This is a genomic window from Sulfuricella sp. (assembly GCA_041651995.1).
GTDB lineage: Bacteria > Pseudomonadota > Gammaproteobacteria > Burkholderiales > Sulfuricellaceae > Sulfurimicrobium.
Genome location: JBAZID010000002.1, coordinates 81,413 through 103,571, shown reverse-complemented (window position 1 = coordinate 103,571; position 22,159 = coordinate 81,413). Strand labels below are relative to the sequence as shown.

Sequence of the window (22,159 nt, the reverse complement as noted above, 5' to 3'; positions counted from 1 at the left end):
CGAATTGCTCTACTTTTCCACCCATACCTCAGCCCTCAGTCCTGTTGAGGTATGCCCGGCCGTACACATCATCAAAACGCACAATATCGTCTTCACCCAGATATTCGCCGCTTTGCACCTCGATCATCACCAGATCCGTCAGTCCCGGATTGACCAGGCGGTGTTTATGGCCGGCGGGGATATACGTGGACTCATTGGTTCTGATCAGCAGCTCCTTGTCATCGTTTACGATGCTGGCCGTGCCGCTTACCACGACCCAGTGCTCGCTGCGGTGGTAGTGCATTTGCAGCGAAAGCGCAGCGCCCGGTTTGACGACGATGCGTTTGATCTTGAAATTCGTACTTTCTTCCAGCACGGTGTAGGTTCCCCAGGGACGGGCGACCGTGCGGTGCAGCTTGTAGCTGTCGTGGTTCATCAGCTTGAGTTGCTGCACCACTTTTTTTACGTCCTGGGCATGGTCCCGGTTCGCCACGAGCAGGGCATCCGGGGTGTCGATAATCATGATGTTATCGAGGCCAATGGCGGCAATCATGCGGCCTTCGCTTTGTATGAAGGAGTTGCCGACATCGACCAGCACGGCTTCTCCAATGACGCGGTTGCCCGCGTTGTCGGGCGCGGATAGTTCGCTGATGGCGTTCCATGAGCCGATATCGCTCCAGCCGAAGCGGCCGGGCACGACAACGACACTCCCCCCCTGCCCCTCTCCCACATGGGGAGAAGGGAGCGATGCGGGCTCCATGAGGGCGTAGTCGATGGAGTTTTCGGGGATGGCGGCAAAGGTGTCCGGGTCGATTTCGACCATGGCCGTGTTGTTCGGGGTGACTGCTCGGGTGGCTTCCCAGCATTGTTGGGCGTGCTGGTATATCTCAGGCGCATGGAGTTTGAGCTGCTCAAGCATCGCCCCGGCCTTGAAGCAGAACATGCCGGAGTTCCACAGGTAGCGGCCTGAGTCGACATATTCCTGGGCCGTTACGTAAGAGGGTTTTTCCACGAAACGCTTGACGATATGGCCTGCTGCCTCAATGTAGCCAAAACCGGTTTCCGGGGCGGTGGGCACGATGCCGAAGGTAACCAGTTGCCCAAGTTCTGCAAACTCCGCAGCCTGTTTTACCGCCGCGGCAAAAGCGTTATGGTCTTCGATCAAATGGTCTGCGGGCAGAACCAGCAGGGTGGCCTCATTGCCATGTTCGGCCGCAATTTTGAAGGCGCCCAGCGCGATCGCGGCGGCGGTGTTGCGGCCGAAAGGCTCGAGCAGGAAGGTATCTTTTACACCGGGAAATTTTCTTTTGGCGGGCTGATATTCATCCCGGCTTTTGAAGTAATACTCGCGGTTGGTGATGGTCAGCACTTCGCTCACGCCTTCGAGCGCGGCCGCGCGCGCAAAAGTCTTGTGCAGCAGGCTCTGCCCGTCGGGGAGCTTCATGAAGGGCTTGGGGTGCGATTCGCGGGAAGTCGGCCACAGTCGTGTGCCGGCTCCGCCGGAGAGAATGATGGGTATAAGCATAGGCCGCTATTGTACTTGGAGAGGGCTTCAATCCAAAATTAACGCGCAGTCATTTATTTTTCTGGCATTTTTGCAGGTGAAATTACTATTGACCCGGCCAGAATTTATGTTAACGAAAATAGGTCAGACTCACATATCGTGATCTACCGTGCATCATGCCGACCAGTAGTGCCCGGTTAAATCGAGAAGAACCGGACACTACTTTTTTAATATATAAAAAAGTCGGGTTATTGCTGCCAAGAATATGGCCAATCTGTCATCGTGGAAGAGAGAGATCAGCCATCTTGTGGCACTGGCTCATTGGGAACAATTAGCCGCAACCGGCCCAGCAGCGCTTCAAATGCGGAAAGATATCCTCGCGAATCGCATCCAGCGCTTCATTAAGACGCATCCGGCGCATCGAAGGCAAAATCGTAGTCGCTTTCGGGCCTGGCCTCGCCCGTGACACGCGAGCCAAACAGAAAAATATGTTGGACGAAGCCGCTACGCGGAGGAATCGCCTTTCTGATCCACACGACATATCCTGCACCTTCATCCCCTCGTTGCTGAGGGGTTTGATTGTGCAATATTTCGTGAGGATAAACCAGCATGACGCCCCCCGCCGCCGAGCACTTTGACCGGCAATACCAGACGCATCTCAAGCACCTCAAGCTCAAGGGACTGCAACCCAAGACCATCGAAGCCTACGCCCGCGCCATCCGGCGCCTGGGGGGATACTTCTCCCACCGGATCGACGACCTCACCGAAGCCCAACTGACCGACTACTTCAGCGACCTGATCGAGACCCACTCCTGGAGCGCAGTCAAACTTGACCTGTATGGCCTGAAGTTCTACACCACCCACGTCCTGCACAAACCCTGGGCAATGCCCAACCTGATCAAGCCGCCCAAGACCCAGCGGCTGCCCGACATCGTCACGGTCGACGAAGCCCGGCAACTCTTTGCCGCCACCCGCACGCTGAGCTACCGGGTGTTCTATTTCACCCTCTACAGCCTGGGTTTGCGCCTGGGCGAAGGACTTGCCCTCAAAGTCAGCGACATCGATGCGGATCGCCGCCGGGTGCATATTCGCGATGCCAAAGGCAACCGGGATCGCTTCGTACCCTTGCCGGATGCCACCCTCAGCGCCTTGCGCCAGTTCTGGCAAATTCATCGCCACCCCGAACTGCTCTTCCCCAACCGCCATGGCGGCCTCAAGGCAGCCTGTCGCGCCCGCTCGCCGCTGGATCGCGGCGGCGTGCAAACCACCTTGCGCCAGGTCGCCCTCGATTGCGGGCTAAAAAAAAGATCACCCCGCACAGCCTGCGCCACAGCTACGCCACCCACCTGATCGAAGCGGGCGTCGACCTGCTTGAAGTCCAGAAGATACTGGGCCACTACTCGATTCTCACCACGGCCCGCTATACCCACCTGACCAGCCACACCAACGATCAGGCCAGTGTGCGCATCAATACCCTGATGAGCCGCTTCTCGATCCGGTGGGGGACGGTCAAATGATTCCCCTCTCCGCCGTCATCACCCGCTTCGAAGCGGACTACCTCCAGCAGTATTCCTCCACGATCCTGCCCAGCCACCGCCAGGCCCTTTCTGCCATGAAGCACTGTCGCACCGCCATGGCCCCCCGCATGCTGGCGCACTGCGGCGCCTGCGACGAGAAACGCCTGGTGCCGCACTCCTGCGGCCATCGCAACTGCCCGCACTGCCAGCATCATGAAAGCCAGCAGTGGCTGGAACGCCAACTGCGGCGGCAGGTGCCGGCAAGCTACTTCCTGCTCACCTTCACGCTGCCGGCGGAACTCAGGGAACTGGCCTGGCGACATCAGCGCACGCTCTACGCCTTGCTGTTCGAATGTGCCTGGGCTACGTTGAACACCTTCAGCCGGAACGACAAACAACTGCAAGGCCGGCCCGGTGCAGTGGCGGTGCTGCACACCCATTCCCGCCGTCTGGATTTCCATCCGCATGTCCATCTGGCGATGCCGGCAGCGGCGCTGGATACGCAGACGCGGCGCTGGCGCACGAAGCGCCGCAGCGGCAAAAGCAACGGCTACCTGTTCAACCATATAGCCCTGGCCAAGGTGTTCCGGGCCAAGGTGCTGGCAGCCCTCAGCCAGGCGGGGTTGCGGCTCCCGCCCGGCGTTCCGGCGCAATGGGTGGTCGACTGCAAGGGCGTGGGCGACGGTGAGAAGGCGCTGGTCTATCTGGGCCGCTATCTGTATCGGGGCGTGATTCAGGAGAAGGACATCCTCTCCTGTGAGAACGGGCAGGTCCGCTTCCGGTATCGCGACGGCAAGACCGGCAAGCGCATGACTCGCACGGTGAGCGGAGCGGCCTTCCTGTGGATGATCCTGCAACACGTTCTGCCCAAGGGCTTCCGGCGGGCGCGCAACTTCGGCTTTCTGCATCCGAACAGTAAAGGCCTGGTTGCGCTGTTGCAGGTGGTGTTGAAGGTGATTCCCGGCGCGAGCCTGGCGTGGATAAAGCCACGTCCGCCGCTTCTGTGCAAATGCTGCGGCGCGCCGATGCGGATCGTGAGAAGGCGAATCCCGGCGGCGGAGCATCGACCGCCCGATTCGGGCTTTGCCGGGGCAGCGGAAATGTAAGCCGACTCAGCCCGGTATCACGCTGAGCGCATTCGGGCGCAACGGGCGCGCTCGGCCAGAAAACAGGGAAAAGCCGCTGATTTGACCGCTAACACGGTGAAATCAAGCGTCGCGCCGTCGCAATGACGGTGTGCAACACCCGTTCCAGAGGGCCTTTTACTGATGAGACCCTTGGGCGCGGTGAAATGCAAATAGATATTTCCAGGGAATTCTTGCTGACGACTGGACCGGGCTTGTCCAACAACCGGTTCAGATCGTGGCTCGCTTCGCGATCACGATCTAACCTTAATCGTTGTGGCGACACATGCTTGAGGATGACATCGCGCACCCCCGCAACGATCCTAGGGTCATATTGACGGAGCGGTTCAGTCATTTGCACGATCCTGGCGGGTTGTTGGAAAAAACCGACTTCGGCAAATCGTGGAAACCCAAGGCCTGTTTAACCCAGATAGTTCATTAGCCGTTTGGGTATCGGAAAATCAATGAGTTGTAGGTCGGGTTTTAACCCGACATGTCGGGCTGAAGCCCAACCTACGCCCAAATGGATTATCTGGGTTTAACCAACATCGACATACTCAGCCAAGACAGCCCGCACGGATTTAATATCTTGTGATGATAAATGCCCGACAACCTTCAAAACCAGGGTCTGGTCCAGCGTGAATAACTTCAAACGAAAGCGGCAAGCCACTTTTAGCCCAGCCTCTTTCCAGTCAGCAATTAAAACATCACTGGGCCAAACATTATCCGTGGCCGAGGTGATCATGGCCAAAACAAGTTGCTTGTGCTGCTGGTTGAAGCGCTCACTGGAAATCACCAATGCAGGCCGACGCTTGGTTGCATCACGATCCGTGAAGGGGAAAGGGACGGCAACCACATCAAATGCTTTAAAGATCACGCCAGGCTTTCTCGTCCTGTGGTGAGTTCCATTCTGACAAAGTCTCTTGCAATGCTGATAACTCGACATCGATAGACGGGTCAATACGCTTGATAATGATCCGGTTGTTGCTATCCAAGTCAAACGCCAGCATATCGCCCTCCCGAATATGAGCGGCTTCTCTGATGCGCTTGGGAATTGTTGCCTGGCCTTTGGCCGTGACGCGTGCAAGTTCCATGATTTTCTCCATCAATTACTACATGTAGTAATTTACTACTTTTCTTACCAAAGGAGCAACCCTACGCTTAAAAGAGGCGCACCGACTTCCTCAGAAAGGGGAAATGGGTACAAACATGGCTACGTCATTGAAATCACTTAAACCCGGATAATCCATTAGAGCCAAAACACCGCTGTGGGAGCGGCGCCCTCGCCGCGATTTGCGATCCCATTCGCGCCGAGGGCGGCGCTCCTACCAGGCTAGAGCATTCCAACGGGTTAAACTCAACCATCTCCAGCCATGCACAGCGCCAGGGAATCGTCCCACGGCGGCAACTTCATGCCGAAGGTTTCGCTCAGCTTGTCGCTAGCGAGCAGCGAGAATAGCGGCCTGGGTGCCGGCAGGGGGTAATCGCTTGTGGGGATGGGGAGCAACTTTGGTAATGGGTGATGGGTGATAAGTGATGAATGAGCGCCCTGGATTGCCATTGATTCAAGGATGGCTTTAGTGAAACCGTACCAGGACGTTTGGCCTGCCGCGGTCAGGTTGTAAATGCCGCTGTACTGGGTGAGGAGTGAGGAGTGAGGAGTGAGGGGTAAAACACTCTGCGCGAGGATTTGCGCGGTGGCTTCGGCGATCATGCGGCTCCAGGTCGGGGCGCCGATCTGGTCGTTGACGATTTTCAGTTCTTCGCGCTCTTTGACCAGGCGCAGGATGGTGAGCAGGAAGTTCTTGCCGCGCATGCCATACACCCAGCTGGTGCGCAGGATCAGGTGCGGAACGCCGACCGCCTGAATCGCCTGCTCGCCGGCCAGCTTGGTTCGGCCATAGACGTTGAGGGGATTGGGGATGTCCTGTTCGGTGTAGGGGCTGGTTTTGCGGCCATCGAAAACGTAGTCGGTGGAATAGTGGATCATGGCGGCGCCCAGTTTCCTGGCCTCTTCCGCCATGATGCCGGGCGCGATGCCATTGACCGCCATGGCCAGTTCCGGCTCGCTTTCGGCCTTGTCCACGGCGGTGTAGGCGGCAGGGTTGACGATGAGATCGGGCCTGATTTCACGGATCACCGCACGAATGGAGTCGGGATTGCCCAGGTCCAGCGTCCGGCGGTCCACAGCCACCACTTGCCCCAAGGGAGCCAGGGTACGCTGTAATTCCCAGCCGACCTGGCCGTTCTTGCCGGTGAGGAGGATTTTCAAGCGAACACCTCGGCACTGTTAAACGGCACGCCAGCACTATCCTTGGCCGACAGCGACGGCGATGCACCATCCAGCGGCCAGGCAATGGCGAGGTCCGGGTCGTTCCAGGCAATGCAGCGCTCATGCTCCGGCGCCCAGTAATCGGTGGTCTTGTAAAGAAATTCTGCATGCTCGCTGAGCACCAGAAAACCGTGCGCGAAGCCGGGCGGAATCCACAGCATGCGCTTGTTCTCGGCCGAGAGCTCGATCCCTTCCCATTTGCCGAAAGCGGGGGAATTCCTGCGCAAGTCCACCGCCACGTCATACACGGCGCCGGCCACCACCCGCACCAGCTTGCCCTGGGGCTGGCAGATCTGGTAGTGCAGGCCGCGCAGGACATTCCTGGCCGAGCGGGAATGGTTGTCCTGGACGAATTCGGCTACGACGCCGGTCAGTTCGACAAATTTCCGCGCATTGTAACTTTCGAAGAAAAAGCCGCGCTCGTCGCCGAACACGGCTGGCTCGACGATCAGGAGGTCCGGGATGCCCGTGGCGAGCACTTTCATCAATACACCTTTTCGAGCAAGACATTCAGCAGATACTGGCCATATCCATTCTTGGCCAATGGCGCAGCCAGGGCTTCGAGCTGCTGCGCCGAGATGTAGCCCATGCGGTAGGCGATTTCTTCCGGGCAGGCGATTTTCAGTCCCTGGCGCTTTTCGATGGTTTCGATGAACATCGAGGCCTCCAGCAGGGACTCGTGCGTGCCGGTATCGAGCCAGGCCATGCCACGCCCCATGACCACCACATCGAGCGTGCCGTTTGCCAGGTAGGCCTGATTGACGTCGGTGATTTCCAGCTCGCCGCGCGCCGAGGGCTTCATGTTGCGCGCGATTTCGACCACCAGGTTGTCGTAGAAATACAGGCCGGTGACGGCGTAACGGGATTTCGGCTGCTGCGGCTTCTCCTCGATGCTCACGGCATTGCGCTGCGCATCGAACTCTACCACGCCGTAGCGCTCCGGATCATGCACCGGATAGGCGAACACGCTCGCGCCTTGTGTTTTCCTGGCTGCCGCCTGCAAATCATCCGACAGCTCGTGACCATAAAAAATGTTGTCGCCCAGCACCAGTGCGCACGAATCACTGCCAATGAAATCCGCACCAATGATGAAGGCCTGGGCGATTCCCTCCGGCTCGGGCTGCACCGCGTAGGAAATGTTCAGCCCCCAGCGCGTGCCGTCGCCCAGCAATTGCTCGAAGCGCGGCGTGTCCTGCGGGGTGGAGATGATCAGAATATCGCGTATCCCCGCCAGCATCAGCGTGGACAGGGGATAGTAGATCATCGGTTTGTCATACACCGGCAACAACTGCTTGGAAACGGCCAGCGTCACCGGATGCAGGCGCGTGCCGGAACCACCGGCGAGGATGATGCCTTTGGAGCGGGAATGGGAGATGGGGGATGAGGAATGGGTCATGGCTGGGGGCTGACTTTCTTATTTAATTCAATGATAAGGCGCGTAGGTTGGGTTAGCGGCCTTATCGCGTAACCCAACAGACCCAAACACTCAAAGCCGAAACTTGAAAGGAAGATCGGGTTTGTTGGGTTACGGCGCAAAAAACCGCACCTAACCCAACCTACATGTGACCGCTTCCTTAAATTCTGGTTATCCATTACTCATTCCCCATCACATACTGCTTTGTGATCCATTCACGGTAGGCGCCGCTGGTGACATTCTCGATCCACCCCGCATGCTCAAGATACCAGCGCACCGTCTTGCGGATACCGGTTTCGAAGGTTTCTGCCGGCTTCCAGCCAAGCTCACGCTCGATCTTGCGCGCGTCGATTGCGTAGCGCCGGTCGTGGCCAGGGCGGTCCTTGACGTAGGTGATGAGAGAGGAATAAGGCTGGCCGTTGGCTGCAGGTTGCAACTCGTCAAGAATGGCGCATACCGTGTGCACCACGTCGAGGTTGGTTTTCTCGTTCCAGCCGCCGATGTTGTAGGTTTCGCCCAAATGCCCCTTTTTCAGCACTTCGCGAATCGCCGTGCAATGGTCGCCGACGTGCAGCCAGTCGCGGATGTTCTGCCCGTCGCCGTAGATCGGCAGGGGCTTGCCGTTGAGGGCATTGAGGATGATCAAGGGAATCAGCTTTTCAGGAAACTGGTAGGCGCCGTAGTTGTTGGAGCAGTTGGTGGTCAGGGTGGGCAGGCCGTAGGTGTGGTGGTAAGCGCGCACCAGATGGTCAGAAGCGGCCTTCGATGCCGAGTAGGGGCTATTGGGCGCGTATGGCGTAGTTTCGGTGAAGGGAGAATCATCCGGCCCAAGCGAACCATACACTTCGTCGGTGGAAACATGCAGGAAGCGAAAGACATCCTTTTCCTCGCCCGGCAATTCCTGCCAATGAGCCCGCGCCTCTTCCAGCAGGCTGAAAGTGCCGTTGATGTTGGTCTGAATGAATTCAGCCGGCCCGTGGATAGAGCGATCAACATGGCTTTCGGCGGCAAAGTGAACCATCGCGCTGGGCCTGTGCTCGCGCAGCAGGCGGCCAACCAGCGCACCATCACAAATATCACCCTGAACAAAGAGGTGACCTGGGTCACCCTGCAAGCTGGAAAGATTGTTCAGATTGCCCGCATAGGTCAGTTTATCCAGGTTGACGACGCGAGTCTTTTCGCCAGCAACCCAGTCGAGAATGAAGTTTGAGCCAATAAACCCAGCCCCGCCAGTAACAAGAATACTCATCGTTTATTCGACCTCCCTGATCGCTTCCTGACTAAACATCCGGCTAATCCCGATCACAGTTTTCTGATCGCTTCAGTTGGTATCCACAACGTCAAAGGCGAATCGGGAAGCCGCTCGAATTCATAGCGCTCATACCACCCTCGCGCACCTTCGTCCTTTGCATCAACAACGACACCCGCCATCCCGATTTCGTCTGACAGGCGCAAACAACGTTGCAAGGCGTCTGCCAGAAGCAGTTCGCCAAATCCTTTTCGCTGATGGAGTTCCGCCACCGCAAGTCGAGCCAGACGTGCTACCGGCAGGGGGAAGTTCGGAAAGCGGTCGGCGTGTTTAACCGGCAGGTTGTCCCGACGAATTCCGGCCATGGCAAGACTGTAGTACCCACGTATCGTGGTACCGTCCACCGCGACATAGGTTCTGCTGATGTTGGCCGCCGCATGCTGACGCGCGAAGCGGCGTAGATACTCATCAAGAGCACCCACGCCACAAGCAAATGAACGTCTGTCGTGATCTGGAGAGAGCTGTTCGATGCTTCCCGTAAAAATCACGTTCAGCGCTTTCCCTGCCACTCGCGGTGACGCTTCATTGCTGCGGAAAGCTTCGGTCTGGGTTTGTCCGCGTTGTCCAGGGCATTGGCAAATGCATTCCAGTCGCGGGAGGACAAGGTCATCATCTCGGTATCGGCAAGGATCTGCCTGGCACGTTCCTGTGCCGTACCCAGCAGAAAAGCGCTGACCGACATGCCTGCCGCAGTGGCGGCACGCACAATCAGTTCCTTGACTTCCGGTGACGTCCGCAAATCAATGCGTTCGTGAGATTGAGTCGAAACCAGCATAACCACCACCTTTGTACGGAAGATTTACGGACCATTGTAATACCCGCTACGACCGGATGCAATATTCCGTACAAAAGACGTACAAGACTTTCAAAGAAAGCTGGCACGCAGCCCGAAGGTTGAAACGAAAAACCCCGCACAGACTGTGCGTCTGCCGGGGTATCCGTAACGGTCAGAGACCGTTTTGTGCCATATTATTTATTGGCGGAGAGAGAGGGATTCGAACCCTCGGTGAGGTATTAAGCCCCACGCTCCCTTAGCAGGGGAGTACCTTCGACCACTCGGCCATCTCTCCGTTTTGAGCAGGCGGAATCATATCGGCTATTCGACGCGAGGTCAATTCGGCTCGTTGCCGTCAATGGCTTTCTTGCCGGTGAAATGCCGCCTATCTGGACGGGGTGCGAATTTTCGCCAGAGCCTCATCAATTGCCCGATCAAGAAAAGCACCGTAATAGTCTGGCGTGGTCAGGCCGATCAACGGTTCGGAGAGCGAATTCCCTTTGGCATCGAACAGTTTGATGGTCGGTGTCAGGGTGATTTTATGCTGCCGGGAAAACCTGGCGGCAGTGGTGGCCTTGCCAGAGAAATCCACCAGCTTGCCCCGGCCCCGGTATTCGACCTGGCGCATGATGACTTTGTCCGCGTACTCGGGATTGCGCTGCATGGGAAGCAGAAACTCCTGTTTCACGCGCTCGCAGTAGGCGCACCCAGGGGCAGTAAAAAGAATCAGGATCGGCAGTTGCCTGTTTCGAGAGGCTGCCGCCTCAAGCGTCAGATCTGTTGCTGCGGGAATTTCATCCACCGGGGCTGCTGCGCCAGCCAGGCTGAACCATGTTAAACTAGCCAGCGCCAGGCTGAGCGCCATGGCCTTTGAAAATAAACGCTTAATTACCATCTTGAGCAGGAACCTGTTTTGAAAAACACACTCATCATCGCGTCACGCGAAAGCGCCCTGGCAATGTGGCAGGCTCATCACATCCAGAGCCGTCTGCAAGCATTATATCCGCAATTGGACGTGCAGATATTGGGCATGACCACTACCGGCGACCAGATCCTCAATTCACCGCTGGCCAAGATTGGCGGCAAGGGCCTGTTCGTCAAGGAACTCGAGCAGGCGCTGGAAGAAGGCCGCGCCGACATCGCGGTGCATTCAATGAAAGATGTGCCGATGACACTGCCGCCCGGCTTCATTCTGGCCGCCACCGGCGAGCGTGAAGACCCGCGCGACGCCTTCGTTTCCAACCAGTATTCCAATCTCGAAGCCCTGCCGGAAGGCAGCGTGGTGGGCACCTCCAGCCTGCGCCGCGAATGCCAGTTGCGCGCGCGCTTTCCCCACCTGAAAATCGAACCGCTGCGCGGCAATGTGCAGACCCGGCTGCGCAAGCTGGACGAGGGCCAGTTTGCTGCCATCATCCTGGCGGCTGCCGGGCTCAAGCGCCTGGAACTGGGCCACCGTATCGCGGCGCTGATCGAGCCGGAACAGAGCCTGCCCGCCGTGGGCCAGGGCGCGCTCGGCATCGAATGCCGCGAAGGCCGCAACGATCTGGTCGCTTTGCTGGCACCGCTGCATCACGCCGAAAGCGCGGCCTGCGTTGCGGCTGAGCGTGCCATGAGCCGCGCCCTGCAAGGTAGCTGCCAGGTGCCGCTGGGCGGTTTTGCCCAGATCGAAAATGGCGAACTGCGCCTGCGCGGTTTTGTCGCCAGCATTGACGGCCAGCGCATGGTACGCGACGAACTATGCGGCAAGCCCGAAGATGCCGAGCAATTGGGTTCACAGATGGGCCAACGCCTGATTGCACTCGGCGCGGACAAGATTCTCGCCGAACTCGCACTCTAGTGAGCATCGATTTGCCGCTCAAGGGCATGGGAATCGTGGTGACGCGTCCAACCCATCAGGCACAACACCTGGCACAACTGATCGCCAGCGCCGGTGGCGAGGCGATTCTGTTTCCGGTGCTGGAAATTCTCGACGCCGGGGATTTGCGCCCGCTCAATGCCCTGATCGCCCGTCTGGATGAATTCGATGTGGCGATTTTCATCAGCCCCAATGCAGTGAGTAAAGCACTCAACCTGATTCGCGCACAGCGTCAACTCCCCCGGGATCTGGTGATTGCGGCCATAGGCAAAGGCAGCAAAAAGGAGCTGGAAGACCGCGGCATCAAGCAGGTCGTCGCGCCTGAAAAACAGTTTGATAGCGAAGGCCTGCTGGCGCTGCCACAGTTCCAGGACATGCACGGCAAGCGAGTGATCATTTTTCGTGGCGAGGGGGGGCGCGAATTTCTGGGCGACACCCTGATTTCACGCGGGGCAACCCTCGAGTATGCCGAGTGCTACCGGCGCGCCAGGCCCGTTATGGATACCGCCCCCCTGCTGCACCGCTGGGCGCGTGGCGAAATTCATGCCGTTACGGCCACCAGCGGAGAGAGTCTGCACAATCTGTTTGATCTGCTGGGAAAACCTGGGCAACAATGGCTGAAAACAACTCCGCTCTTCGTATCCCATGAGCGAATTGCCCAGACAGCGCAGGGCATGGGACTGACACTGACTATTGCAACAGCGCCGGGAGATGAAGGTTTGATAACAGGCTTGATCAAATGGGCGAAACGCGGCAAACCATGACCCCCCCCGGCGCAACACCGTTGGCACAGGATGCTGCGGCCACAAAAAAAACATTGGGCTGGGCCAGCCTGCCTTTGCTGATCGCCATGCTGGCACTGCTTCTGCTCGGCTGGCACTGGCTCGATTCGCGCCAGCACGATGCGCAACTGGAGCTTAATCTGGGCCGCCGCCTGGCTGAATTCGAGGCAAGCAACAAGGAAAGCGGGATTCTCGTTCGCCAGACTCAGGAAACCGTGCGTGAAACGCAAGCCAAGCTTAGTCTGCTGGAGCAGAAAATTGCCGAGTCCCAGAGCCACCAGGTCGCACTGGAAGAGTTGTATCAGGAAATGTCGCGCAACCGCGACGAATGGGTGCTGGCGGAAATCGAACAGATGCTGCTTATCGCCAGCCAGCAGTTGCAGTTGGCCGGCAACGTCCGGGCCGCGCTGATCGCGCTGCAAACTGCCGAAAGCCGCCTGCAGCGCATGGACCGGCCACAATTTTTCACGCTGCGCAAGGCGATCAACAAGGACATCGAGCAACTTCAATCCCTGCCGCAGCTGGACCTGACGGGCCTCAATCTGCGGATCGACATCCTGGCGGCAGGAATCGATCGATTACCCCTGCTACAGGGCCGCGTGACCACCAGCATGGAAAAACCAGCTCCACGCCAGCCCCTGCCCGAAAATTTCTGGCTGCGGCTGAAGGAGGAAGCCTGGCAAGACTTCAAGGAACTGGTGCGCATCCAGAACCTGGAAAAAACCGAACTTCCCCTCCTCTCTCCTGACCAGGCTTATTTCCTGCGCGAGAACCTGAGGCTGCGCCTGCTCTCTGCGCGCCTTGCCCTGCTGCAGCGCAACGAAGCAAGCTACAAGGCAGACATCAAAGCCGCCGAAGACTGGCTAAACCGTTATTTCGACACCAGCGACAAAGCCGTCCGCGGCGCGCTCAATCATCTGAAACAGCTTGAACAGAGTCGTCTTTCCATCGATTTGCCGGATATTTCCGGCAGCCTGGACGCTGCGCGCGCCTTCAAACTGGCGCAGGATAAAGCCGGCAAATGAAAGCGCTGTTCTGGACTCTGGCCATCCTGCTTCTCGCCGTGGCATTGACCATGGCAGCAATACACAATACCGGTTACGTGCTGCTGATTTACCCGCCCTACCGCATCGAGCTGACCCTCAACCTCCTGCTGGCCCTGCTGGCAGCGGCTTTCTTTGTCATTTACAGCCTGCTGCACGTGGGTAGCCGCACCCTCCGGCTACCTGCCCAGGTTCGTGCCTTCAAGCAGCAGAAACGGCAGGGCAAGGCACGCAGCGCGATGCTCGAGGGCATGCGGGATTTCGCCGCCGGCCGTTATGCCACAGCCGAAAAACATGCCGCCAGCGCCCTGGAGCTGGGCGAATCGCCTGAAGTCAATGCCCTGATTGCAGCCCGTAGCGCCCATGCACTTGGGGCGACAGCCAGACGGGACGCCTATCTGGCACAGGCGGGCAAGAATTGCAGCGACTTTCCGGATGCGGGAATGACCGGATAAGCACTGACGGCACACACAACAAGTAAACCATTTTTTTCAGTAAAGGAAATTCGCATGAGCATTTCAAGCTACGAAGAGCTGTTAAAAGCCGCCGGACAGCAAGTGGAACCGCAACGGCTTCTTTTTGTATTCACCCAACCCGAGCTGCCTGAAGGCTATGCAAAAGAACAGATTGAACGTTTTCATGCCGGGCAGGGCGGCGTATTGACGCCCAAGATGTGCACCGACAAGACGCTTGATGAACTGGGCAGCTTTTCTGATCTTGTCGCGGAATCACAACAGACCGGGCAGGACTGGAAAGTCGTGTTTGTCGCCTGCCTGGAAGGGCGGAACGGCGTGATGCCGAGCTCCGAAGATGCACAGGAGCCGCTGAAAAAGATGGTCGATTCCATCCAGAACGGCGCAATTTCGAATTATCTGGCTTATGACCGGGACGGAAATCAACTCCGGTTTTCCTGAAGATTCGCAACAGGGGAAAACCTTCATTGCCCCTGTTGCGTGCACTGCCGGCTCGTACTTTACTGCGCCGGTCAGGGTTGAACCCAGAAGTTCATTAGCCGTTTGGGTATCGGAAAATCAATGCATCGTAGGTCGGGTTTTAACCCGACATGCCGGGCTGATGCCCGGATCCCCGCGCTTACTTTGAAAATTCAAACTCATGCGCAATGGCAATGCCATCGGTGACAGACTTGACGCCGTAGTACTTATCGCCGGCCTTGAGTATGTACCGGCACCAGTTTTCAGGTTGTTTGGGCCAATCCAGCGTAACGCAATAAGTTCCATTGTCACCGACATGCCAGGTACCTTGAGCGGTTGATGATTTCCCCGGCTTGCCGGCATCACGGCTGACACCGCTTGAAGCCACGAGCTTGCCGCCGGGTTCGTTCGTCCAGAGGCGGGGGTTCCCCTCCTTCTGATAGCTGACGACCTTGGCGTTTGGCATCAGCTTCTTCAGCTCCTCTACGGATAACTGAACCCCGTTCTGCGCCCTGATGTCTTTTAAAATCAGGCCGTCCGCCTGAGCAGCCAGGGACAGAGAAAGCAAAACGGATGCAAGGATGGAACGAAGCATAAGACCTCCTGACAGTGACTGGCCGGACGCATGCGCCAGAGATGATCCGAACAACGCGAACGCAAATAATGCCATCCAGATCCTTTGCTACGCAACAGGATTCAAAATTGCCCGCTGGCCGCACCCCTGGCTGGCAATTTTTCAGCTGCCGTAGATTTTTTTCTCGCCCGGCGGGCGGGTCTTGAAGCGTTTGTGCAGCCAGAAATACTGCTCGGGCATTTCATTGACCCGTTCCTCGATGAACTGGTTCATGCGCAGGGTGTCAGCGTAACTGTCGCCGCTCGGGTAGCGCTCCCAGGCGGGATAGAAACGCGCCACATAGCCCTTGCCGCCGGGCAGCTGGCGCGTCACCACCGGCACCACCGCCGCGCCAGTGAGTTTGGCGAGACGCGGCAGGGCAGTGACGGTGGCGGCCGGAAAGCCGAAAAAAGGCACGAATTCGGCATCGCGCGCGCCGAAATCCATGTCCGGGAGATAATAGAAAGGCAGGCCCTGTTTCATCGCCTTGATGACCGGCTTCAGCCCTTCCTGGCGCGAAACCATGATGCATGGGTTGAAACGGGTTCTGGCATGCAGCAGAAGCTCGTCAACCGCCCGGCTTTTTTGCCTGCTGTACATGGATACCAGGGGGTGATCGGCGGTCAGGCGCACGCCGCCCATATCGAGGCCGACGAAGTGCGGCGCGAGCCAGATCACGGGCTTGCCCTGCACCGCCTGCCAATGCTCCAGCCCCTCGATTCTGACCAGCCGCCGCAACCGCCGCTCGGACGACCACCACAGGATGCCGCGATCGAGCAGGCTCTGGCCAAAAGCGAGGAAGTGGGCTCGTACCAGTTTTTCGCGTTGGGTATCCGGCATTTCCGGAAAACACAGGCGCAGGTTGATGCGCGCCACCTGCCGCCGCTCGCGCCCCAGCCAGTAGAGCAGCATGCCCATGCCTCTGCCGGCCGGTGCCAGCAGGGGCAGGGGCAGGAAATGCAACAGCCAGAAGATGAAAATACCGAGGCGGATCACTGGCTTTCCGCTTCTGCCCTGGAACCCCTGGGCGCCTTGTAGCGGTTGTAGCTCCACAGGTATTGCGCCGGGTTGCGGCGCGCCAGGTTTTCGACGGCTGCATTGAGGATGCGCGCGGCCTCCGTCGCGGACTCCGGCAATGCTTCAGGCAGCGGCTCGACCCACAGGTCGTAGCCCTGCCCCCCCGGCAGGCGCTCGGCGAACATCAGCACGATGACTGCGCCGGTGGAATGTTGCAGGCGTTGCACCAGGGTCATGGTATAGGCTGGGCGGCCGAAAAAATCGGCCCACACGCCGTCGCCCTTGCCGGGCACCTGGTCGGGCAGGATGCCGGCGGACTGGCCGCGCTTCAGCGCCTTGAGCAGCGCCTTGACGCCCTTGAGATCGGTCGGGGCCATGCTGACCTGACCGCGCCTGCGCCCCGTCAGCATGGGGGTTTCGGTCCAGCGCAATCTGGGCGGACGATACAGGATGGTGATCGGCATGTGGCTGGCGATAAACGGACCGACAATTTCAAAGCAGCCGAGGTGAGGGGTGAGAAAAATGATGCCCTGGCCGTCGCGCGCCAGCATTTCCACCTTGTCCCATCCCTCCGCCTTGCGCACCAGACCCAGGACATCTTCATAAGGGCGCAGCCATATCGCCGGCAATTCAAGCACGCTTTTACCTGCTTCGCCAATGGCCTGATGCAGCAATTGGCGGCAGGCGTCCGGCGAGGCGCACAAGCCGCTGCGGGAAATATTCTCTCGCATACGGGAGGCGTAGCCGGAGGAAGTCCAGTAGACCAGCCAGCCGGTGGCGATACCAAGCGCATGAAGCCATGACAGCGGCAGGCGCGCAAATTGTCTGAAAAACCATTGCATGGCTTGAATTATCGCATATCTGGCCAGAAGTTAAGCTGCGCGGTAGTTGACGCGGTGTTTTTTGGTTATCATCAAGAGTTGAATAGACTAAGGAGCAATTGACATGGCGAGAACGGTTAAATGCATCAAGCTGGGCCGCGAGGCGGACGGTCTGGATTTTCCCCCTTATCCCGGCGATCTGGGCAAGCGTCTGTTCGAGAATGTTTCCAAGGAGGCCTGGGCATCCTGGGTCAAGCAGCAAACCATGCTGGTGAACGAGAACCGGCTTAATCTGGCCGACCCCAAGGCGCGCAAATATCTGGCCGAACAGACCGAAGCGCACTTCTTCGGCGCTGGCGCGGACAAGGCGCAGGGCTACGTTCCACCCAGCAAGTAATCAAATCCAGACAATCCAGGCGAGGACCCATGACAACCAGCTTCAATGCACCGGAATATTTCATCAATCGCGAACTGTCCCAGCTGGCCTTCAACCGGCGCGTGCTGGAGCAGGCGGCGGATGACTCCAACCCTCTGCTTGAGCGGCTGAAGTTCCTGTGCATTGTCAGCAGCAACATGGACGAGTTTTTCGAAATTCGTGTTGCCGGCCTCAAGGAACAGATCAAGTACAAGAGCATCGTGACCGGGCCGGAGAAAATGTCGCCCCGCCAGGTATTCGAGCAGGTGAGCCGCGAAGCGCGCATTCTGGTTGAACAGCAGTACAAGCTGCTCAACGAGGTGATTTTGCCCGCCATGGCGCGCCAGGATATTCGTTTCCTGCGCCGCACGCACTGGAGCCCGGAGCAGAGCGAGTGGGTCCGGGCATATTTTTTCCGTGAAGTGATGCCCGTGCTGACGCCGATCGGCCTCGACCCGGCCCACCCCTTCCCGCGCGTGCTCAACAAGAGCCTCAATTTTGCCGTGGAGCTGGAAGGCAAGGACGCATTCGGCCGCAGTTCCGGCGCGGCCATCGTGCAGGCGCCCCGGGTGCTACCGCGCGTGATCCAGTTGCCCAAGGAAATCGCCGGTCACGAATATGGCTTCGTTTTCCTCTCCTCCATCCTGCATACCCATGTCGGCGAGCTGTTTGCCGGCATGCACGTCAAGGGCTGCTACCAGTTCCGCGTCACGCGCAATTCCAACCTGTTCGTCGACGAGGAAGAGGTCACCAACCTGCGCCAGGCGCTGCAGGGCGAACTGTCCCACCGCCATTATGGCAATGCGGTGCGGCTCGAAGTGGCAGACAATTGTTCCCCGGAAATGGCGGAATTCCTGCTGGCCCAGTTTGATCTTGGGCAGGATGACCTGTACCAGGTCAACGGCCTGGTGAATCTGGTGCGTCTGATCCAGATTCCGGACCGGGTCGATCGCCCCGATCTCAAGTATCCGCCCTTTATCCCGGGCTTTCCCGCTGGCTGCGTGGACGAGAAGCAGCCCGACATGTTCCAGGCCATCCGTAATGGCGATGTGCTGCTGCACCAGCCGTTCCAGTCTTTCAACCCGGTGGTGGATTTCCTGCGGCAGGCGGCGGACGACCCCAATGTACTGGCCATCAAGCAGACGGTGTACCGTACCGGGTCCGAATCCGTGCTGATGGAAGCGCTCATCAGGGCGGCGAAAAACGGCAAGGAAGTCACCGTGGTGGTGGAGCTGATGGCGCGCTTCGACGAAGAGGCCAACATCAACTGGGCAGCGCGCCTGGAAGAGGCTGGCGCCCATGTGGTGTATGGCGTGGTGGGCTACAAGACCCATGCCAAGATGCTGCTGGTGGTGCGGCGCGAGGAAAACGGGCTGCGCCGTTACGTGCATCTCGGCACCGGCAATTACCATCCGCGCACCGCCAAGCTGTATACCGACTTCGGCCTGTTTACCTGCAATGGCGACATCTGTAGTGACGCGTCCGACGTTTTTGCGCAGCTCACCGGTCTCGGCAAGGCGACCAAGCACACCCACCTGTGGCAATCGCCCTTCACCATGCATCCTCAGCTGCTCAAGGCGATTCGCACCGAGATCGGCCATGCCAAGGCAGGCCAGCCGGGGGCGATTATCGCCAAGATGAATTCCCTGCTCGAACCGGAAGTGATTCAGGCGCTGTATGAGGCTTCCTGCGCCGGCGTGAAGATCGACCTGATCATACGCGGCGTGTGCGCCCTCAGGCCCGGCGTGCCCGGCGTGTCGGAAAACATCCGCGTGCGCTCGGTGATCGGACGCTTTCTGGAGCACACGCGGATATTCTATTTCCGCAACAACGGCGCGCAGGATGTCTATCTGTCCAGTGCAGACTGGATGCATCGCAACCTGTTCCGGCGCATCGAGGTGGCCTTTCCCGTTCTCGATCCAGTCCTCAAGCGCCGCGTGATCAGGGAAGGGCTCGACCCTTATCTCAAGGACAATACCCAGACCTGGGAAATGAGCTCTGACGGCAGCTACAGCCGCAAGGTCTCGCGCCGTGCCAAGCCCGTATCGGCACAGCAGATCCTGCTCGCGGCCATGGCCACACCGCTTAAATGAGATCCATACTGGTAGCCAACCCCAAGGGCGGCAGCGGCAAAACCACACTCGCAACCCACCTGGCCGGTTACCTCGCCAGCCTCGGACGGCAGGTGGTGCTGGCCGACCTGGACCGGCAGCAGTCGGCCGCGGGCTGGCTCAGGCGCCGCCCGCCGCAGTTGCCGACCATCCACAGTCACCTGGCAAGCAAAAAATCACTCCGGCCGGACTGGATGGTGATCGACTCTCCCGCCGGACTGCACGGCGACAAGCTCACTGCGGCGGTGAAGCTGGCCGAACTGGTGATCGTGCCGGTGCAGCCCTCGGCTTTCGACATGCTGGCAACCGGCGATTTCCTGAACGTGTTGCGCGAGGAAAAGGCCGTGCGCAAGGAAAAAAGCCAGGTCGCGATGGTGGGCATGCGGGTGGACCCGCGCACCCGCTCCACGGCTGAGCTGGCCGAATTTCTGCTGGCGGTGGAATTCCCCGTGCTGACTTATCTGCGCGATGCCCAGCTGTACATCCAGTGCGCCAACGAAGGGGTGAGCCTGTTCGATTTGCCGCCCTCCCGCGCCGCGCGCGACGTGGAGCAGTGGCAGCCGCTGCTCGAATGGATTTCAGCGTACTGACAACGGAGCTCCTCTGGCATGGCGACTGAAGTCGAGCTCAAGCTTCTCATCAACCCGGCGGACATCCCCCGCTTGCGCCGCCATCCCCTGCTCAAGGCCCATGCTGCCGGGCGGGCGCGCTCCCGCGATTTGCTCAGCATCTACTTCGATACCCCTGACTTGACCCTGCGCCAGCAGCGCGTCGCCCTGCGCGTGCGCCGCATTGGCGCGAAGTGGGTGCAGACCGTGAAAGGCGGCGGCGGCGTGCGCGCGGGCCTGCACCAGCGCGGCGAGTGGGAAGACGAGGTGGCGCATGACTACCCCGACCTGACCAAGATCAGCGACCCATCCCTGCACAAGCTGTTTTCATCCGCCGCGGTGCGGGACAGGCTGCAGGCGGTGTTTACCACGGAATTCAGGCGCACCACCTGGGCCTTGCAGTGGGATAACGGCGATGCGCTGGAACTGGCGCTCGATCAGGGCGCGGTGAAAAGCGGCGGCAAGGCCGCTCCGTTGTGCGAAATCGAGCTGGAACTGAAACAGGGCGACCCGGCGCGCCTGTTCCAGGCAGCGCTGGAGCTGCAGCAGACCATCCCGCTGCGGCTGGAAAACGTCAACAAGGCCGACCGCGGCTATCGTCTCAGCCAGGCTGCGACGCCTCCGGTGGTCAAGGCCGCGGCGCTCGACCTCAAGCCGGAAATGAGCGTGAAACAGGCTTTCCAGGCCATCGCCTGGAACTGCATCAGTCACTGGACCGCCAACCAGGAAGGCGCGCTGCTGGGCAGCAACCCGGAAAACATTCACCAGGTCCGGGTCGCACTGCGCCGCCTGCGCTCGCTCCTGCCCCAGTTCAAAGCGGCCATTCCGCGCGAAAGTTATGCTGCCATTGCGGACGAGCTGAAGTGGCTGGCCAATGCCCTGGGACCGGCGCGCAACTGGGACGTATTCGTCACCCAGACCCTGCCGCCCATTCTCGGGCAGTTTCCCGCCGACCAGGGCCTGAAAGCACTTTACCAGGCAGCCGGCAAGGCCCAGGCGGCGGCCAGAAACGATGCGCACCTGGCTTTGCGCTCGCAGCGCTACGACCGCATGCTGCTCAGCCTGGGTACCTGGCTGATGGCGGACGGCTGGCATGTCCATGTCAGCGACGAACAGAAGCAGCGGCTGGAGGCCCCGATCCTTGAACTGGCGCAACGGGTGCTGACTCGCTGCCACAGAACCGTGCATCTGCACGGCGCGGCATTATTGGCCATGCCAGCCGAAGAAAGGCACGAGGTTCGCATTGCTGTAAAGAAACTCCGCTACGCTACCGAATTTTTTGCCTCGCTGTTTCCGGACAAGGCTACGCGCAGCTACATCCAGGCGCTGGCGGTGTTGCAGGATGAGCTGGGGGTGCTGAACGATGCTGCGACCACCGAATCCCTGCTGCAACACCTGGCCGCGCCAGACGCGGCAGCGCTTGGCACGGTTTCGGGCTGGTGCGCGCGCGGTGTAGCGGTGCATCTGCTCAGCATGGACGCGGCATGGCAAAAATATTACCGCTGCCGCCCTTTCTGGAAATAAACCCGAGGCCAAGGAGTTGCCGAGTTGATCAAAGATGAAACGATGAAAGAAAGTCCTTTCAAGGGGAAAACCGGTCTGCGCCGGGTTTGGAATGCCATGCATTACTCCTTTGCCGGGCTGAAGGCCGCCTACCGCCATGAGGATGCCTTCCGTCAGGAAGTGGCCCTCGCGCTGCTGCTGATTCCGTTGGCGCTGTTTCTTCCCGTCGCCGGGATAGGCAAGGCACTGATGGTGGCGAGCATCCTGCTGGTGCTGATCATCGAGCTGGTGAATTCTGCCATCGAGGCCACCGTGGACCGCATCTCGCTGGAAAACCACAACCTTGCCAAACGCGCCAAGGATATCGGTAGCGCGGCGGTGCTGCTGGGGCTGCTCAATGTCGTGACCGTGTGGGGGCTGGTGCTGCTGGGCTGACCCGCCTGGAGATTCCCTCGCTGGGGCCAGGAAGGTTCATGGTCAAGGAAGCTTGAGGCCGCGATTGCGG

At 59.2% G+C, this 22,159-nt stretch carries 27 protein-coding genes and 1 tRNA gene; 13 read left to right on the top strand and 15 right to left on the bottom strand.

All coding sequences use genetic code 11. The features are described from left to right. Positions 1–28: 28 nt before the first annotated feature. Positions 29–1,504, bottom strand: a complete 1,476-nt coding sequence (locus WC392_05200; GenBank protein MFA5241760.1) for a mannose-1-phosphate guanylyltransferase/mannose-6-phosphate isomerase — start codon at positions 1,502–1,504, stop codon at positions 29–31. Between the two features lie 380 nt (positions 1,505–1,884). Next, the gene (locus WC392_05195) at positions 1,885–2,019 is read right to left on the bottom strand and encodes a nucleotidyltransferase domain-containing protein (protein MFA5241759.1); all 135 of its coding nucleotides are present in this window, start codon (positions 2,017–2,019) and stop codon (positions 1,885–1,887) included. Positions 2,020–2,092: 73 nt separating this feature from the next. Here WC392_05195 and WC392_05190 point away from each other — a divergent pair, with 73 nt between their 5' ends. Genes WC392_05190 through WC392_05180 form a run of 3 tightly spaced genes read left to right on the top strand, consistent with a single transcriptional unit; the run spans position 2,093 to position 4,106 of the window. Continuing rightward, positions 2,093–2,833 carry a site-specific integrase gene (locus WC392_05190; protein ID MFA5241758.1) on the top strand — a complete coding sequence of 247 codons (741 nt, stop codon included), beginning with the start codon at positions 2,093–2,095 and terminating at the stop codon, positions 2,831–2,833. Then, entirely contained in the window at positions 2,773–3,000 is a 228-nt protein-coding gene (locus tag WC392_05185; GenBank protein MFA5241757.1) for a tyrosine-type recombinase/integrase, read from the top strand. The genes WC392_05190 and WC392_05185 overlap by 61 nt, the downstream gene beginning before the upstream one ends. Beyond that, entirely contained in the window at positions 2,997–4,106 is a 1,110-nt protein-coding gene (locus WC392_05180; protein MFA5241756.1) for an IS91 family transposase, read from the top strand. The genes WC392_05185 and WC392_05180 overlap by 4 nt, the downstream gene beginning before the upstream one ends. A gap of 556 nt (positions 4,107–4,662) precedes the next feature. On the opposite strand, the gene WC392_05175 is transcribed toward WC392_05180, so the two are convergent. From WC392_05175 to WC392_05130, 10 genes are all read right to left on the bottom strand, one after another. Continuing rightward, on the bottom strand, positions 4,663–5,001 hold the full coding sequence (locus tag WC392_05175) for a type II toxin-antitoxin system PemK/MazF family toxin (GenBank protein ID MFA5241755.1): 339 nt from the start codon (positions 4,999–5,001) through the stop codon (positions 4,663–4,665). After that, on the bottom strand, positions 4,991–5,218 hold the full coding sequence (locus WC392_05170; protein ID MFA5241754.1) for an AbrB/MazE/SpoVT family DNA-binding domain-containing protein: 228 nt from the start codon (positions 5,216–5,218) through the stop codon (positions 4,991–4,993). The genes WC392_05175 and WC392_05170 overlap by 11 nt, the downstream gene beginning before the upstream one ends. 263 nt (positions 5,219–5,481) lie before the next feature. After that, positions 5,482–6,396 carry a dTDP-4-dehydrorhamnose reductase gene (gene rfbD / locus WC392_05165; protein ID MFA5241753.1) on the bottom strand — a complete coding sequence of 305 codons (915 nt, stop codon included), beginning with the start codon at positions 6,394–6,396 and terminating at the stop codon, positions 5,482–5,484. Then, a complete protein-coding gene (gene rfbC, locus WC392_05160; protein ID MFA5241752.1) occupies positions 6,393–6,941 on the bottom strand; it encodes a dTDP-4-dehydrorhamnose 3,5-epimerase in 549 nt (182 codons plus the stop codon). The genes rfbD and rfbC overlap by 4 nt, the downstream gene beginning before the upstream one ends. After that, positions 6,941–7,852, bottom strand: a complete 912-nt coding sequence (gene rfbA, locus WC392_05155; protein ID MFA5241751.1) for a glucose-1-phosphate thymidylyltransferase RfbA — start codon at positions 7,850–7,852, stop codon at positions 6,941–6,943. The genes rfbC and rfbA overlap by 1 nt, the downstream gene beginning before the upstream one ends. Before the next feature lie 196 nt (positions 7,853–8,048). Continuing rightward, a complete protein-coding gene (gene rfbB, locus WC392_05150) occupies positions 8,049–9,119 on the bottom strand; it encodes a dTDP-glucose 4,6-dehydratase (GenBank protein ID MFA5241750.1) in 1,071 nt (356 codons plus the stop codon). A gap of 53 nt (positions 9,120–9,172) precedes the next feature. Further along, positions 9,173–9,688 carry a GNAT family N-acetyltransferase gene (locus tag WC392_05145; protein ID MFA5241749.1) on the bottom strand — a complete coding sequence of 172 codons (516 nt, stop codon included), beginning with the start codon at positions 9,686–9,688 and terminating at the stop codon, positions 9,173–9,175. Beyond that, the gene (locus tag WC392_05140) at positions 9,670–9,954 is read right to left on the bottom strand and encodes a DUF1778 domain-containing protein (protein MFA5241748.1); all 285 of its coding nucleotides are present in this window, start codon (positions 9,952–9,954) and stop codon (positions 9,670–9,672) included. Before WC392_05140 ends, WC392_05145 begins: the two co-directional genes overlap by 19 nt. 202 nt (positions 9,955–10,156) lie before the next feature. After that, positions 10,157–10,249, bottom strand: a tRNA-Ser gene (locus WC392_05135). Positions 10,250–10,339: 90 nt separating this feature from the next. Beyond that, positions 10,340–10,819 carry a thioredoxin fold domain-containing protein gene (locus tag WC392_05130; GenBank protein MFA5241747.1) on the bottom strand — a complete coding sequence of 160 codons (480 nt, stop codon included), beginning with the start codon at positions 10,817–10,819 and terminating at the stop codon, positions 10,340–10,342. A gap of 48 nt (positions 10,820–10,867) precedes the next feature. Between WC392_05130 and hemC the strand changes: the two genes are divergently transcribed. Genes hemC through WC392_05105 form a run of 5 tightly spaced genes read left to right on the top strand, consistent with a single transcriptional unit; the run spans position 10,868 to position 14,548 of the window. Continuing rightward, positions 10,868–11,791: a hydroxymethylbilane synthase gene (gene hemC, locus WC392_05125; protein ID MFA5241746.1), complete on the top strand. Its 924-nt coding sequence runs from the start codon at positions 10,868–10,870 to the stop codon at positions 11,789–11,791. Next, positions 11,791–12,573: a uroporphyrinogen-III synthase gene (locus WC392_05120; protein MFA5241745.1), complete on the top strand. Its 783-nt coding sequence runs from the start codon at positions 11,791–11,793 to the stop codon at positions 12,571–12,573. Before hemC ends, WC392_05120 begins: the two co-directional genes overlap by 1 nt. Beyond that, entirely contained in the window at positions 12,570–13,616 is a 1,047-nt protein-coding gene (locus WC392_05115) for a uroporphyrinogen-III C-methyltransferase (protein MFA5241744.1), read from the top strand. Before WC392_05120 ends, WC392_05115 begins: the two co-directional genes overlap by 4 nt. Beyond that, positions 13,613–14,089, top strand: a complete 477-nt coding sequence (locus WC392_05110) for a heme biosynthesis HemY N-terminal domain-containing protein (GenBank protein MFA5241743.1) — start codon at positions 13,613–13,615, stop codon at positions 14,087–14,089. Before WC392_05115 ends, WC392_05110 begins: the two co-directional genes overlap by 4 nt. Before the next feature lie 54 nt (positions 14,090–14,143). Then, on the top strand, positions 14,144–14,548 hold the full coding sequence (locus WC392_05105) for a ribonucleotide reductase subunit alpha (GenBank protein ID MFA5241742.1): 405 nt from the start codon (positions 14,144–14,146) through the stop codon (positions 14,546–14,548). Between the two features lie 178 nt (positions 14,549–14,726). Here the strand turns inward: WC392_05105 and WC392_05100 are convergent, their stop codons facing one another. The 3 genes from WC392_05100 to WC392_05090 all read right to left on the bottom strand — a co-directional run bounded on the left by WC392_05100 (position 14,727) and on the right by WC392_05090 (position 17,050). Beyond that, on the bottom strand, positions 14,727–15,161 hold the full coding sequence (locus WC392_05100) for a DUF995 domain-containing protein (GenBank protein ID MFA5241741.1): 435 nt from the start codon (positions 15,159–15,161) through the stop codon (positions 14,727–14,729). A 141-nt stretch (positions 15,162–15,302) separates the two neighbouring features. Further along, on the bottom strand, positions 15,303–16,175 hold the full coding sequence (locus WC392_05095) for a lipid A biosynthesis acyltransferase (GenBank protein ID MFA5241740.1): 873 nt from the start codon (positions 16,173–16,175) through the stop codon (positions 15,303–15,305). Then, positions 16,172–17,050: a lysophospholipid acyltransferase family protein gene (locus WC392_05090; protein MFA5241739.1), complete on the bottom strand. Its 879-nt coding sequence runs from the start codon at positions 17,048–17,050 to the stop codon at positions 16,172–16,174. The genes WC392_05095 and WC392_05090 overlap by 4 nt, the downstream gene beginning before the upstream one ends. Before the next feature lie 91 nt (positions 17,051–17,141). Between WC392_05090 and WC392_05085 the strand changes: the two genes are divergently transcribed. Genes WC392_05085 through WC392_05065 form a run of 5 tightly spaced genes read left to right on the top strand, consistent with a single transcriptional unit; the run spans position 17,142 to position 22,089 of the window. After that, positions 17,142–17,414: an oxidative damage protection protein gene (locus WC392_05085; GenBank protein MFA5241738.1), complete on the top strand. Its 273-nt coding sequence runs from the start codon at positions 17,142–17,144 to the stop codon at positions 17,412–17,414. After that, positions 17,414–19,525, top strand: a complete 2,112-nt coding sequence (gene ppk1 / locus WC392_05080) for a polyphosphate kinase 1 (protein MFA5241737.1) — start codon at positions 17,414–17,416, stop codon at positions 19,523–19,525. Before WC392_05085 ends, ppk1 begins: the two co-directional genes overlap by 1 nt. Further along, the gene (locus WC392_05075; protein ID MFA5241736.1) at positions 19,522–20,133 is read left to right on the top strand and encodes a ParA family protein; all 612 of its coding nucleotides are present in this window, start codon (positions 19,522–19,524) and stop codon (positions 20,131–20,133) included. Before ppk1 ends, WC392_05075 begins: the two co-directional genes overlap by 4 nt. Before the next feature lie 18 nt (positions 20,134–20,151). Continuing rightward, the gene (locus tag WC392_05070) at positions 20,152–21,675 is read left to right on the top strand and encodes a CHAD domain-containing protein (protein ID MFA5241735.1); all 1,524 of its coding nucleotides are present in this window, start codon (positions 20,152–20,154) and stop codon (positions 21,673–21,675) included. Between the two features lie 42 nt (positions 21,676–21,717). Then, a complete protein-coding gene (locus WC392_05065; GenBank protein ID MFA5241734.1) occupies positions 21,718–22,089 on the top strand; it encodes a diacylglycerol kinase in 372 nt (123 codons plus the stop codon). The last annotated feature ends 70 nt before the right edge of the window (positions 22,090–22,159 follow it).